The organism is Candidatus Angelobacter sp., from assembly GCA_035607015.1.
Lineage (GTDB): Bacteria > Verrucomicrobiota > Verrucomicrobiia > Limisphaerales > AV2 > AV2.
This window is the reverse complement of sequence record DATNDF010000514.1, coordinates 1-14,100: the sequence shown is the minus strand read 5'-3', so window position 1 is coordinate 14,100 and position 14,100 is coordinate 1. Positions and strand designations below refer to the sequence as shown.

Sequence of the window (14,100 nt, the reverse complement as noted above, 5' to 3'; positions counted from 1 at the left end):
CTCGGCGATCCGGACAACCGCCAGCAGATTTACCCTGATTTCGTTTCCATGGCGAAAAGCTTCAACGTGCCCGGCGAACGCGTGATGTTCAAAAAAGATCTGCGCTCCGCCATTCAGCGCATGTTGGACTCAGACCAGCCGTACGTGCTCGACGTTATCACACCCTACACTGAACACGTGCTTCCTTTCATCCCGGCAGGTCGCACGGTGGCGGATATGATCTATCAGGATTAGTGGGCCACAGGAGGCAAATGCTTGTCGCGCCGCGTTTTCCTGCTACGTTGCGACGCGATGTTTCGTTTGACCACCGGTATCGTCATCCTGGCTTTCGCCTGGCAGTTGCGCGCGGCGGAGTGCTATCTTGATTTCAGCGGAGCCCGCCTCAACGAACCGCCGCCTGGTTTTCGCAGCGCAGTGTCCGGCGAAGGAAAACCCGGCGAGTGGAAGGTCATCGACGACCAAAGCCGGCCGTCGTCCGCCGGACCCGAGGTCAAGTCATCGGTTGCCACCCGGCACCCGGTGCTCGCGCAGTTGTCACGCGACGCCACAGGTGAACATTTCCCCCTGCTTATCTTCGAACAACAAACGTTCGACGACTTCACTCTCACGACAAGATTCAAGACCGTGAGCGGTTCGGCTGAACAGATGGCGGGCGTGGCTTTCCGCCTCCAGGACGAAAATAATTACTACATCGCGCGAGTCAGTTCGCTCGGACAGAACTTTCGCTTTTACAAGTTCGTTGACGGAACCCACACGGATCCGATCGGCCCGGTTATCGAGATTCAAACCAATGCCTGGCACGAACTTGCCATCGACTGCGCCGGCAACAAAATACGGTGTTTCCTCGATGGCAAACAGGCGATCCCCGACATTACCGACACCACGTTTAGCGAGGGCAAAATCGGTTTTTGGACCAAGTCCGACTCGGTCAGTTATTTCGGCGACACAAAAATCATTTACCGCCCGAAGGAACCGTTAGCGGCGCTACTGGTTCGAGAGACCCTGGAGAAATACCCACGGCTGCTGGGGTTGAAGATTTACGCGGCGACCGGGCCGAAAACGGATCTCCATATCGTCGCAGGTGACAACAAACACGAAATTGGGCAACCGGCCGGCAAGGCGGCGGAGGATGTCGTTGCGAGGGACGTTGTTTACTGTGGCCGCGGCAAGAAGGAAACGCTTGTGACTTTGCCATTGCACGATCGCAACGGCGAGGCGGTCGCCGCCGTCTGCGTTGTTCTGCGGCCGTTTCCCGGTCAGACCGAACAGGCCGCGCTGGCGCGCGCCCGGCCTATTGTCAAAGAAATGGAAAGTCGTGTTCGCTCCGCAAAGGATCTGACCCAATAGGGCGTTTTGGACGGCCGGAAGATCCTTTACACCCCCTCTAGTCCGCACGCTCGCACTTTTGCAAATCCGAACCGCGCTAAAGACACGCATTTAACGCTGGTTTCTGCTCGGGCGTGTCCGGCCGTCTTTATGCTTGGTCAGTTCGTATGAAGTCCGGTGTATTTTTTGAGAGAGACGGAATTTTGAATCTGGCGAAGGTCGAACGCGACCATCAGGTCACTCCGCTCTCTCTCGACGAGTTTCAAGTGAACCCGGCGGCGGTCGATCCTTTGCGCCAGTTGAAGGCGGCGGGATTCGTCTTGCTGACGATCACGAACCAGCCCGGGCTATCGCGCGGTTATCTGGCCCGCCGCGAGCTGGACCGGATGCACGCCCTGCTCAAACAGCGTCTTCCCCTCGATGACATCCTTGTCTGTCCTCATGACGAAACCGATCGTTGTCCCTGCCGCAAACCTCAAGCCGGGTTGCTGACTGAAGCCGCGTTCAAATGGCATCTCGACCTCGACCGCTCCTTCGTCGTTAGCGACAAATGGCAGGACGCTCAAGCCGCGCATGTGGTGGGATGTACGTCGTTGCTGTTGAAATCGCCCTGGATCGGCAAGGGACACCACGACTTTGTGCTTCCGAATCTTGACGACGTTGTACGGAAGATAGAACAGTTGCAATCCTCCAGCCTGCTGCTGATGGATCAGCCTTGAACGGTCAAAACTTCACACCTAACGCAACCCGGAGGAGGAGGTCGTTCTTGCTGACACCCGGTGCCGGTTGTGTATCATACTGGTCAACCGCCGTAAGGCTCAGGTTGATGTTGTTCGAGAGCAGATAGCGTAGGTTGGACTCAAAGCGAAGGCGGTAGTCCCCTATTCCCGTGATACGCTGATAGTAATCAACCTTCTGATCCAGCGACCACTTGGGATTGATTTTCCAGGCCATCTGCTCCCCCAGATTAACGGCCTTGTAATTCGGTGCGGAGCCGTCTTTGAGGTATTTCTTCTGGTAATTGGCGCCCAGGCTCACATTGAACGTAAAATTGCTTCGGGTGATTAACTTGTACCCCGTACCGAAGGTGTCATCGTACGTGGCATCAATCTGTTGGATTTGGTTATATCCGGCGCCGGCGGCGTCGAACATGAACGACCTCTTCGACTTGCCCACGTCGAGTTCAAGTCGTACGCTCCCGTTCATATCGTTGGCCGAAAGAATGCCGTCTGTTTTTCCGTAGTTGGCCAGATAGTCGACGATGCTTCGAAAGCGGTCCTTCCCGTACGTCCACTTGACGTGACCATAGTAAAGCTCCCGGTGGGTCTGGTTGTACTCCAGATCCGTTCCAATATCGACATTCAAGTTCCAATGCTTCGGTGGCTTCGGCTTGACAGGTGCGGATGCCGGCGCGGGCGCTTTGGATTCAACTGCCTTGGTGGTCACGACCGTTTGCGGCGTCAACGACGGTCTGGCCGTTTGCCCCGGCGGTTGATTGGTCGGTGACACGTTCGTGGCGACCGTGACGGGCGGTTGATTGGTGGCGACCAGCGGGGGGACGGAGCCCGGCTTTTTCTCCAATCGCTGCACTTCGGCCACAGGCACCGCGATTTTGCCCAGCAGCGCGTTGGTGATCGTCAGGAACGTCGAGTCCATCGAGAGCATCTCACCGGAAATTTGCGCGCCGTTGCGCAGATGCAGCGTGACTGTCTCGGCGCAGCAAGCGTTGAAGAAAACAAGCCCGGCAAAAAGCGCCCAGCAACAGCTGGCGTACCGACCCAGCTTACGGTTTCGGCGTCTTGGCATCATTGGTCGAAGCGTCGGCGCGCGGTGGAAGATCGTCGGACGACAATCGACGCACCCCGCCCCCGATGAGGATTCGCCCTTCGCGATCAATTCGCAGCACGGGGCGCGTGTCGGAGTAGTCGTAAGTCTCGCGCACCAGGAGCCGGCCGTCAGGATTGATCACGGAATAATTGAAGCTCCTGGCTCCGGTCTGGTAGAGCACGTGCAGATTGCTCGATTTGTCGATCTGGCATTCGGGTTTGCTGAACGAAACCATGGGGCCGATCGGGAAAACATGGAAGACCTTCAACTCCGACTGGTCGGTGACGCGCGCGTAAAGTTTCATCTGCTTCAGGTGAATCGCCTGTTGCAACGCATACTTGCGAACCTCGGGCGCCTGCCCCGCAACCGTCGGCACGCCAAAGTCCTGTTCCCAAAGTTTCGTGCCGGCGATAATGTTGAACCCTTTGGATTTGCTGACCAGGTCCTTGTCCCATTGTTTCAACTTCACTGTCGCGGTAATCACATAATGCCCCGGCCGGTTCAAAGCGAAGTAAGGCGCCACGTCCAAGCGCCGCGTCGCGACCGTCGAGGACTCAACTTCAAACTCACCTTGCACGGGAACGTCTCCGAAAGCCGGCACGATGGAATTGTCAACGCCCTCGATGGTGAAATGCAGCCAGTCGTTGTCTTTGCCAATGCGCAGTGTCTGTCCGGAAAAATTGGTGACACGAACGCCCACTTGAAGCGATTCGCCGGGGAGAAACTGATCCTGATCAAGTGACAACTCCACGCTCACTTGCGCGGTCACGGCCGGCGCAAGCGCAAGGCAACACCCGATGATGGGTCGCAAAAAATTCATTGGGCCAATGTAGGCGAGGGCGGTCCACTGGCAAGGCGCAATTCGGTGGACGCGACGACGAGCCATCTGCGTCGGAATGCAAACTTTGAGCGCTTTCTCACCGCCCAGTCCGACGCCGCCAATGCAGGGCATATTCAAACCGCGCCGGATGCCAGCAGTCGCTTTATCCCTTCAAATCAGACAGGAAGCCGCGCGCGTTCCAATTCGGCGAGGTGGCGGCTTACTTCAGCGCGCACCATCGCCGGCGTAACGCTGCGCAGACACTCCAACGGCCTGTCGTAAGCGCATGTGTCCTTCAGGCACGGCACGCAAGGCAGCGAAGTCAACTGGATCGTCCGGTGGATTTGACCGAATGGTCCGGTGCGCCGCGGCTCGGTCGGGCCGAACATCGCCACAACCGCGGTGCCAAGCGCCGCCGCGGCGTGCATCGGTCCGGTGTCATTCGTGACCACCAGCTCGCTTGAGCGTATCCATTCGATCATCTCCAGAAGTGAAGTACGCCCCGTCAGATCAAGGCACCTCTTCGGCTCTGCCACCGCGATGCGTTGGCCCAGAGTCGCGTCATCCTTGCTCCCCAGAATCACAAAATTCAGATCCTTGTAATCGCGTGCGAGGAGCCGCACCAGTTCTGCGAAATGATCACCGGGCCACCGTTTGTTGACCCAGCGTGCGCCCGGCTGAAGCACTATCCAACGGCCGGAATCCACCTTCCACCTGGCCTTAACGGCAGCTGCCGCGTCGATCCGCGTGGGTAGCCAGGTGAAATTCCAATGCACCGGCACGCGGAGAACGCTCAAAGCTTCCAGATACCAATCCACCGCGTGGGCGAAAAATGCCGGGCGTGGCACCGCCACATCGTAGAAACCTCGCGCGCCCTCGCGGGAATCGTCCAGGCCCACGGTCAATCCTCCGTTGGCGAGCCAGGCGAAAGCGCCACTGCGCGCCAGACTCTGTAAATCAATCACCCAATCGAACTTCATCTCGCGCATTCGGCGAATACTGGCCAGCAGCTCATTCCAATGGAACGGCGAAGACCATCGCCGCCGTTCAAACAGGAAAATGCCATCAAGGTCCGGATCGCCCTCGATCAACTCGCGCAGCGCCGCATCAATCCACCAATAGATTTTACCCCGCGGAAAATGCAGCCGGAGCAGGCGCAGGACGGGCAGCGCCTGGATGACGTCACCAAGCGAGCTCGGTTTGAGAATGAGGATTTTCAAAGCGCGGGCGGAACATCACACACGGCGCAGATGGCGGCGCCGGCCACCTCCGGCATTTCAGGACCGGGCTGGAAATCGGACGGTTCACCGTCCTGCACGCGGGCGGCCAGCGGCCGGTCTTACCTTCCCAGTGCCAGGCGCTCGGCCAACCGCGGCGGCAGGCCGGCCGCCATGATTTTTGCCTGGGCCGCCGGAATGTCGTAGTCCAAACGGCGCAATTCAACCGAGCCTTCATCCATGTCGTAAATCGCGTATGCCGCCTTCGGGTTCCCGTCACGCGGCTGGCCAACGCTGCCAACATTGATGAAATATTTTCGGCCGGGTTCGATTTTGAATTTGGAATAAGTGCCGCCGCGCACCACGCTGTCGCGAATGAAAGCGACCGGCACGTGCGTGTGGCCAAAAAAACAGACCGCCGTGTTCTGATAGGTGAAGCTGGCCGCCGCTGCGAGTCGGTCAAACACATAACCCCAGCGCTGCGGGCCGTCGAGCGTCGCATGCACGACCTGAAAGCTGGCAACGAGCCGGATGTATTTCAATTCTTTGAGCCACTGTCGGTCTCCTTCGGTCAACTGCTGACGTGTCCATTGAATGGCTTCGGCCGCGTGCGGATTGAATCCTTCGAGGTTCGTTTCGGTTGAACAGTATTCGTCGTGATTACCCTTCACACAGGGCATCGCCGCGTCCCGGACGATGTCCAGGCACTCCTTCGGGTTGGCGTTGTAGCCGACGACATCGCCGAGACAGACGTAATGCGTGCATTTCTGGCTCCTGGTGTCTTCCAACACCACCTGTAACGCCTCGAGATTGGCGTGGATGTCGGCGATGATTGCGTATTTCATGACTGCTTCAACTCACGATTTCAAACCCGCGAAATTCGCCCGTGGCTTCGCTCCAAACCGCCTCTTCGTTGCGGATGAACCGGCCCACTTCCGAGTCCTGGATCGCGCATCGGAATGCTTCCAGTTCTTCTCTCATTCCTTCGGCCGCCAGTTCCACTCGTCCGTCCGGCAGGTTGCGGACAATTCCGGTCGCTTCAAAGCCCGACGCCAGCGTCTTGACCGTGTAACGGAACCCGACGCCCTGCACCCGGCCCGAGTAAAACATATGCAACCGAGATCGACTCATCGCGTTCCGACGGGAAAACAGCGTCCCGCCCAGACCAGAAATCCGGCTTCAAATAGCCGATCAGGCGCAGGAATCAAGCCATAACCCAAAGCACAGGCGCAATGCTTTTATGCGGGCGGTTGCATAAAGAGTTTTACAAAGCGCCCCGGCTTCGATCACAGATCCTTCCGTTGCTGCGCCCGCCGTTTGGCTTCCAGCAATCGGCTCGCCGTGCTCGCCGCTTGCCCGGTTGATTTCGCTTCATCCGGACCCTCAGCAGGAGATCCTGTGACCGGTTCAGCCGGTCTGATTTCGTCTTTCGCGTGTGTGATGACGGCCGGCCTTTCGGGCTTGAACAGCTCCGGACTGGGCTGGACCATGGGCGCGGTTTGTTTCGACCGCACCTGATCGCGGCGGGCGAGCAACGCCGCAAGCGACTCGTCAGCCTCCGGCGTCCGCGGCGTTCCGCGCCAGAAGAAAAGCCACCGCCGCAGCGTGGCCGTCGCGTTCAGCCATTCCGCTTTGTCAAGCTGGACGCGCCGCACCCCAACGTCGAGCGGGAACAGAATAATCGCCAGCTTCAGGAGCCATTCCCACAAATCGCGGGGTTGAAAAGTCCTCAGGCGGTCGTGCAAAAATGGATTCTCAGCCGGAATGCCAGGGTCGAGCATCTTTCCGCCGCCGGCTTCGGCCAGACGGCGCAGCAAATTATTGTTCGGCTCTGTGGCGCCGAACTCGGGGGAATAATTCACGCTCGCGCCGAGGCGCTGTGTGCCACGCACCGCTCCGTTCGCGATGTCCATCAAATTGAGGGCGTAAGCGCCAACGGCTTTGGTGGGAAATCGCGCCTCGTAATGCCCCGGCCCGGTCTGTTCCAGGCGCACCGTCTGTCTTTCACCCTTCGGACTCACAACCACGCTCTGCAGGTTCAAAAAGTTGCGGTAATTCCCCTTTTCGTCCAGCGCTTCCACGCTGATGACGCCTTCTCCCTTGTCAATCGTCACGTCGGTCGTGAAGTCCGCGTTGTCGAGCCGACGCAAACTCCACTTCGCAATCTGCGACCAGAATTGCTGGTACTTCGGCCAGCCCAGCCAGTCCTGCGCCCACTTCGCCTTCGCATCCGAGGTGAACGCCACTGCGCGTCCCAGACCGAACTGCCAGTGCGCAAGCAGCGGGTCGCCCTTGTCGGTCAACAACGGCGTCTCGGCGCGCTGTTTCTGGCTCGTCGCGACGTAACCGCGCAGTTGCGGGTACTCGTTCGCCGCGATGCCGCGGATGAGTTCGCTCGACGACACCTGTTGCGGCTTGAACGGCTCCTCGTAGATCGCCGACTTCAAAATTACCGCCGCTTCCTTGATGAAGATTTGCGGCAACTGGTCCGCCGACTGCACAGGATAAAATCGCCCGTGGCCCTGCTGCGCCATCATGTCCATTGTTTCCGGACCCGCGTGGCCCGCGATCAACACCGTGCTGACCGTGATGCGGTCGCTGACGATCGACTGCATCAATTGCGGCGTCGGCGCCGCGGGATCTCCGTCACTGAACACGATGATGTGTTTGAGGCTGGCATTGGATTTCTTCAACGCCTCGTGCGCCATGCCCATGATATTTTGAAAACTGCCGAGGTCCCCCTGGTTCATGCCGGCAATCGACCGGCGCATCGCCTTCTTGTCTCCAACCTTGGCCAGCGGGAAGAGCCAGTGCTCGGTGCCGTCCCACAGCAGCACCCCCATTTCATCCTGCGGGCCGAGCGCTTCGAGCACGCCGACGGCGCAGTCGCGGGCAATCTGGTTGCCGTTCATGAACTCCATGCCGTGCATGATGAGCGCGACCGCGCCCGGGGGCAGCACCTTCTTGCTGCTCAACTCCATGTCCACCGGCAACGTCTCTTCCAGCGGCGTGCCGCGATAGCTGCCCGCGGCGTACGTCTGATCGCCGCCAACGCAGACCAGACCGACGCCAAAATCACGCACCGCGCTTTCGAGCAACTTCATCAACGTGTCTCCGAGGTCGCCGGCCGCCACGTTGCTGAGAAAAATGGTGTCGTAGCTCTGCATCTCGGCGAGCGTGCCGGGAAACTTGGTGGTGTCGGCGATTTTCACGTCGAGGTTCGCCGAGCGCAACGCCTCGGCCAGTAACGCGTCCTTGTCGGGTTCGGCCGAGACAACCAGAACCCGCGGATCCCCGCGCACGGTGGTAAAATTGATCGCGCGGTTGTTTTGCGGAACAGAATCGCCGGGCGCTTCGATCTCCACCTCGTAACTGTAGAAACCCGGCTCGGTCAGTGTCTGCGGAAACGTGAACAGGTTTTTGCCGGCCTCCAACTGGACTTTTTGTTCGCCCAGCAAATGGTCGTTTTGAAACAACCGCACAGTCGCGCGTTGAGCCTGATCGGCCTGTGCGAAGATTTTGACCTCAAACGTCTGTCCCTTCTTGATGTTGCCCGGAAGCGAAAGTTTTTGCACGGACACATCGCCGCCGCGCGCGACACCGAGCGGTACAACGTCCACTGACACGCCGAGCGGTTTCGCCGCAAGCACCGCCGCCAGAGCGTCGCCGACGTTTTCGTTTCCGTCCGACAGGAGCACCAATCGTTTCTGGCCGGTCTCGGGAAAGGCGGCGGTGCCCAGGCGGATGGCCGAAGCGACGTCCGTGCGTTCGCTCCCAACGACCGCCTGGATTTTCTGGTCGCCGATTTTTGAGTTCGGCGACGTGTCAATCGCCGCATCGGTCCCGAATACCAGCACGCCGGCCTTGTCAACGGGCTTCTTTTGCGCCGACGCTCTGGACACATAGAGCCGCGCGGCCTCCTGTTGCTCCGGCGGAATGCTGTCCGAACGGTCGAGGACGAAGAAAACGTTCATCCCCTCCTGCGGCCGTTTCCATTGCAGGCCGGCAATGGCGAGAATGAGGGCCACAACGATCACCATCCGCAACGAAAACGCCGTCCACCGGCGCCATGCGCCGATCTGCACGTCCGACCTCAATGCCAGCCAGATCGTCCAGGGCACCGCGACGAGCAACAGCAACAGCCAGGCTGGGTTGGTGAATTGAAAGCTCATCCGGGTCCGTGGCCGCTGGCCCGCCTCACATTGCCCGTGATGCCGAACGCACGATCCCTTTCCAGTTCCGGCCCCGCGCGTCCCGCTTCCGCCTTCTTGCGGATAAACTTTTGCACGCGATGATTCATCGCGTCCGCGACATAGAGATTATCTTTGGAATCGAATGCCATGCCCCAGGGATTGCTGAACTGCCCGGGTCCCGCGCCCGGCCCGCCGATGATTTCGACCGGCTGACCCTCGCGGTCGAAGACCTGGATGCGGCTGTTCCCGAACTCGCACACGAATTGAAACCCTTGCGCGTCCACTTTCACGTCGTAAGGGTAGCTGAGCTCCCCGCGGCCCGCGCCGGGCCGGCCGTAGGTCCGCAAAAACTTTCCGTCCGGAGAAAAAACCTGGATGCGATGATTGCACGAGTCGGCAACGTAAATTCGGTCCTGCCGGTCAATGCCCAGGCCTTCCGCGCGGTCGAACTGGCCCTCACCCGTGCCTGCCCCGCCAATGACACGCACAAGTTTCGCGCCTTCTGAAGTGAATTCCTGCAACCGTTCGGCCAGGCCATACTCGCTCACAAAAATATCCCCCTGCGAGTTGACAATGACCGACCGCGGAAATGCCAGCTCTCCCGCATTCGTTCCATGAACGCCCCATTGCGCGACGAGCCTGCCATCGGTCGTGAAATGATTCACGCGCGAGTAATGCGGCTCCAGCACGACGATGTTCCCCTTTTCGTCGCGGCACATTCCCTTTGGCTTCCCTTTGTCGGTTTGCGGCATTTGCCAGAAGCTCAGGAACGTCCCGTCCGGTGAAAACTTCTGCACCCGGCCCGTCATGTCCACGACGTAAAGGTTGTCCTTTGCGTCCACCGCGACCGACCTTGGTTTGTTGAACTCGCCCAGCCCGGCGCCGCGGGTACCGATCACCTGCACGCGGCTGAACAATTTGCTTTCCACCGGGGCTTCGTTCTGAGAAGTCGCGGGCGCGCACCCGGCCAGCATCAGCGCGGCCAGGGGCGCGAGCGGGAGCGCACTCACCGCCGCAGTCTTCAGGTTTCGCGTCACCCGCCATCCGCTCCAGATTGCCACCGGCGCGACCGCCAGCATCAACAGGACAAGGCACAGCGCGTTCACCTGGGCGTTGTGGCCATAGTGCAAAAAATTGAAGACACGGATGGCCAGTGTCTCCGCACCCGGCGGCATGACCAGAATCAACGTCTCCGCGTCCCACAAACAGAACAGGTACGTCAAATACCAGCCCGCCGCGACGAGCGGCGCGACCTGCGGCCATTGGACCAGCCGCAGCGATTGCCAGCGCGACGCTCCTTCGAGTCGCGCGGCATCCGACAAATCGGCATCCACCGAACGCAGCGCCTGCGCGGTCGTGTTCCAGCCGACCGCCAGATAGCGCACGGTCCACGCAAAAAAAACGATGCCGACGCTTTCGTAAAACGCGATGAAGGGCGGCCGATTGAAAACAAAAATCAACGCCATGCCCAGCAGCACGCCCGGGACCAGAAACGGCAGCCACGTGAGAGGGCCGATCGGCCAGCGCCAGGTCGCCAGCGCCGCGACAATCACCAGCGTGGCGGACACCGCCGGGAGCATCGCCGAATCCAGGATGGCCCCCTGTCCGGCCAGCACCGCCGGGACGAATTCATGCCAGGTCCGAACACTTGCACACAACCGGGTCAGAGGAACGCCAACGGACAGGGCCACGGCCGCCCACGCCGCCACGCCGCTGAAGGCGAACCACCGCGCCCCGAGTTGGCGGCGGAAAACACCGGCGGTCGCGGCACCGTCAACGCGCGGCCAGGAAATTTCACGCCTTCGCAGCCAGAACAACAACGCAAGCGGCGCGGCCACGAGTGGCCAGCTCATTTGCGCCGCGGCGCCGTAATCGAAGGTCGTGTTGAAATTGACCCACACTTCCGCCGGAAAAACCTTCACCTGCAACAGCGCCGGCACGGCGAAATTATTCAACGCGAGAACGAAGGTCACCACGGCGGCTTGTGTCAGCGCGTCGCGCGCAAGCGGCGCCAGCAACCGGCGAAACAATGCGCCGCCGGAAAGCAACGGTTCGTTTTCCAGAAGGTTTGCTTCGAGACGCTGCCATGCGCCGAGCACCAGCAGCAGCGACACGGGCCACAGCATCAATGCCAGCACCCACGCGGTCTCGAATGAGAGGACGAGCTGCCTCACGTTCTCGTCCGGCGTTTCAAGGCTTAGCGCGCTCCATTTGCCGAGCCAGCCGGATTGTCCAAACCATGTCATCCAGCAATCCGTGACCAAAAACGGCGGCAGTGCCAGTGTCAGCACGGCCAATACCATGAAGCATCGCCGCCCGCGCGCATTCAACCCGTTCACGAACAAAGCGGTGATGAACCCCAGCGTCAGCGCCAGCAGCGTGCTCAGTGCGCTCACGAGCAAACTGTTTCTCAGCAGCCCGAAATTCATTTCAGATTCCTCATCAAGCCGTCACTGTTTGAGCGAACACGCGCGGGATTTCATCTCAAAAAAATCTCCTTCAACCGGGCCGTGCCTGTGTCCAGGTCCGCCAGGAGTTTAACCCAATCCGGTTTCAGGGTCGCGTTGGTGACGCTTTGCACTGACACACCTTCCAACGCGCGAGCAGCGATCAATTCCCCCGCGACCTCGGGCCGTTGGAGATATTCCAGCAACTCCTCCGCAGATCGGCGGTGCGGGGCGCCACGCATAAGGGCGATCGTGTTCGGGATCAGCAACGATTCTTCCGTCAGTGGCAGCGCGACGATGGGCGCGCCTTCGCGCTGTTCCGCCGCGATGTCGTCGGAATCGGTCAGGCCAATCCATGCGTCGCCTTTGGCGGTGAGTTTCGCAGCGACGGAGTTGCCGTCCACGAGAAACGGCTTGTTCGCTGCCAGCGCGCGACACCAGCTTTGCCACCGTTCATTGCCCCAGGCTTGTCGCAACACAAGAAAATGCGTCGCCGTCGTGCCAAACAGCGGATAGGCGAGCGCGATTTTGCCGCGCCACGTCTCATTCGTCAGTTCCGCAAACGAGTGCGGAGCTGCCGTGAGCGAAACTTTGTTCGTGTTGACGGCGATTCGCCGGCTGCGATAACCGGCCGCGGCCCATTTTTCAAAAAGCCCTCGTGCCGCGAGCTGGCGTGTCCTCAGTTCCTCATTGTTCCAGAAAATGTCGCACTGCGGATGCCCCTTCTCCGCCATCAACCGGTTCACCAACCCGACGGTCTTGACAGCCTCACTGTCGTAAACCGCGCGGGCTTTGAAGCCCGTCTCTCGTTCGAATTGTTTCAGGATCGGTTCGGCGTAAACCTGGTCCTGGGAGGTGTAAATGACCACTCTCAGCAAACTAGAATGATGAGTAGTCGGAAACAGCAAACCAAGCGCCACTCCGCAGACGGCGCTTACGAGTAATACGATCCACAATGGGACCTTCCGCTCTAACCATTTGCGCGCCGTCACGCCGTCCTCCGATGGTAATACCACCACTCGAACATCAGCACCACCAGCCCGATTGCCGCGATCCAGCGCCAGATTTCCAAATTGGCCCGGCGCATCGTGGTGGCCGCTACGTTGCCGAACTTGCCGAAGTTCAACTCCGCGCGCGGATGTGTGTCGGTTTCGGCCGAGTCGAGCAGGTCCACGCAAAAAACGGTTTGATTCGTTCCCACGTTGAGGTGATACACACCCTGCTTCGCCGTGTCACCGAACACCAGTTCATGCGACGCGGGATTGAGCGCCACGGTCTTTCGGCTGCCGTCGGGCAGGGTAATCTCCGTTGACTTCACCGTTTCTGCCAAAGTCTGGCGAAACGGTTCTCCCGCTTTCACCAGGAGCTGGGCGGCCTGAATCGCCGCCGGGTTGAGCCAGTCCACCGCATTGGCGATGAAAATCGGAAACGAAACGCGGAGCGGCCAGGTACTTTCCAGCGTGTCGAAGCCCAGCCAGACGATGCGCCGTCGTGCCAGTTCGCCGGCGAGAATGAGCGGCGTTTGCGGAGAGTCCGCCACCGCGACCGCCCACGTCGGCGTCTTCACCGCGAGCGTTTTGGCGATGGCTACGTTGTCGAAACTGACGAAGCGCAACAGTGGATGCGTGCTTTTCCAATCCACGATCGCAGGCCCCTCCACACTGCCGACGCTATTGAACCAGTTTGTGCCCATCGTGTGAATCGCGAGCACGTTGAGCGCCGGCCAGACCGTGGGCGTCACATCGTCGAGCACAACGAGGTCGGCAAACGGCCGTTCCTCGGTGACATCCGCGGCGACGGTCAGCTCCACCTTGCCGGCGGCCTTGAGCGCCTTCTCCAGAAACTTGTTTCCCCGCGATACAAGCAGCACGCGCACCGGCTGCGGAAGGAGGCTGACAATCGACGCCCGGTTGTCCACCGCGAGATCGTCTTTGGCGGTAATGCGGACGCTGAACACACCGTCGCGCGGTTGCGCCGCGAGGAAAACAACCGGGGCGGTGTTCGTTGGCGGAATCGTGAGTGATTTGGTCTCGATCAACTGATCGTCGAACCGCAGTTCGATTTCAGTCTTTTGTTCCTCCGGCGACGCGTTGGCGACGCTGGTGAAAATGGCGCGCTGGCTTGCATCCTCCGGATTGGGCCGCACGTCGAGGGAGACAATGCCCAGATTGTTCGCGCGCTGGCCGACGCGATGATAGGTAAGCGGAAGGGCCTTGTTTTCAAACTCGCTCAACGCAGGCATCGCGCCGTCGCTGAAGAGATGAATCTCG

Annotated in this window: 12 protein-coding genes; 3 read left to right on the top strand and 9 right to left on the bottom strand. The window is 59.9% G+C overall.

All coding sequences use genetic code 11. The features are described 5' to 3' along the window. The 3 genes from VN887_20690 to VN887_20680 all read left to right on the top strand — a co-directional run. Positions 1–234, top strand: a 234-nt coding sequence (locus tag VN887_20690) for a thiamine pyrophosphate-dependent enzyme (GenBank protein HXT42437.1), incomplete at its 5' end; no start/stop codon positions are given. Positions 235–291: 57 nt separating this feature from the next. After that, positions 292–1,347 (top strand): family 16 glycoside hydrolase, encoded by a 1,056-nt coding sequence (locus tag VN887_20685; GenBank protein ID HXT42436.1) that lies wholly within the window; start codon positions 292–294, stop codon positions 1,345–1,347. Positions 1,348–1,493: 146 nt separating this feature from the next. Continuing rightward, on the top strand, positions 1,494–2,045 hold the full coding sequence (locus VN887_20680) for an HAD-IIIA family hydrolase (protein HXT42435.1): 552 nt from the start codon (positions 1,494–1,496) through the stop codon (positions 2,043–2,045). Between the two features lie 4 nt (positions 2,046–2,049). Here VN887_20680 and VN887_20675 read toward each other — a convergent pair whose 3' ends face one another. The 9 genes from VN887_20675 to VN887_20635 form a co-directional block, all read right to left on the bottom strand. After that, positions 2,050–3,135, bottom strand: a complete 1,086-nt coding sequence (locus VN887_20675; protein ID HXT42434.1) for a DUF481 domain-containing protein — start codon at positions 3,133–3,135, stop codon at positions 2,050–2,052. Then, on the bottom strand, positions 3,110–3,973 hold the full coding sequence (locus VN887_20670; GenBank protein HXT42433.1) for a hypothetical protein: 864 nt from the start codon (positions 3,971–3,973) through the stop codon (positions 3,110–3,112). The genes VN887_20675 and VN887_20670 overlap by 26 nt, the downstream gene beginning before the upstream one ends. Before the next feature lie 176 nt (positions 3,974–4,149). After that, entirely contained in the window at positions 4,150–5,193 is a 1,044-nt protein-coding gene (locus VN887_20665; protein HXT42432.1) for a glycosyltransferase family 9 protein, read from the bottom strand. 119 nt (positions 5,194–5,312) lie between these two features. Continuing rightward, positions 5,313–6,035 carry a metallophosphoesterase family protein gene (locus VN887_20660; protein HXT42431.1) on the bottom strand — a complete coding sequence of 241 codons (723 nt, stop codon included), beginning with the start codon at positions 6,033–6,035 and terminating at the stop codon, positions 5,313–5,315. A 7-nt stretch (positions 6,036–6,042) separates the two neighbouring features. After that, positions 6,043–6,321: an acylphosphatase gene (locus VN887_20655; protein HXT42430.1), complete on the bottom strand. Its 279-nt coding sequence runs from the start codon at positions 6,319–6,321 to the stop codon at positions 6,043–6,045. A 155-nt stretch (positions 6,322–6,476) separates the two neighbouring features. After that, positions 6,477–9,362, bottom strand: a complete 2,886-nt coding sequence (locus VN887_20650) for a VWA domain-containing protein (GenBank protein ID HXT42429.1) — start codon at positions 9,360–9,362, stop codon at positions 6,477–6,479. Continuing rightward, complete coding sequence (locus VN887_20645; GenBank protein ID HXT42428.1) at positions 9,359–11,812, bottom strand: ABC transporter permease subunit; 2,454 nt, start codon at positions 11,810–11,812, stop codon at positions 9,359–9,361. Before VN887_20645 ends, VN887_20650 begins: the two co-directional genes overlap by 4 nt. A gap of 50 nt (positions 11,813–11,862) precedes the next feature. Then, on the bottom strand, positions 11,863–12,699 hold the full coding sequence (locus tag VN887_20640) for an extracellular solute-binding protein (GenBank protein HXT42427.1): 837 nt from the start codon (positions 12,697–12,699) through the stop codon (positions 11,863–11,865). Positions 12,700–12,818: 119 nt separating this feature from the next. Continuing rightward, on the bottom strand, positions 12,819–14,100 hold a 1,282-nt coding region (locus VN887_20635), incomplete at its 5' end, for a hypothetical protein (GenBank protein ID HXT42426.1).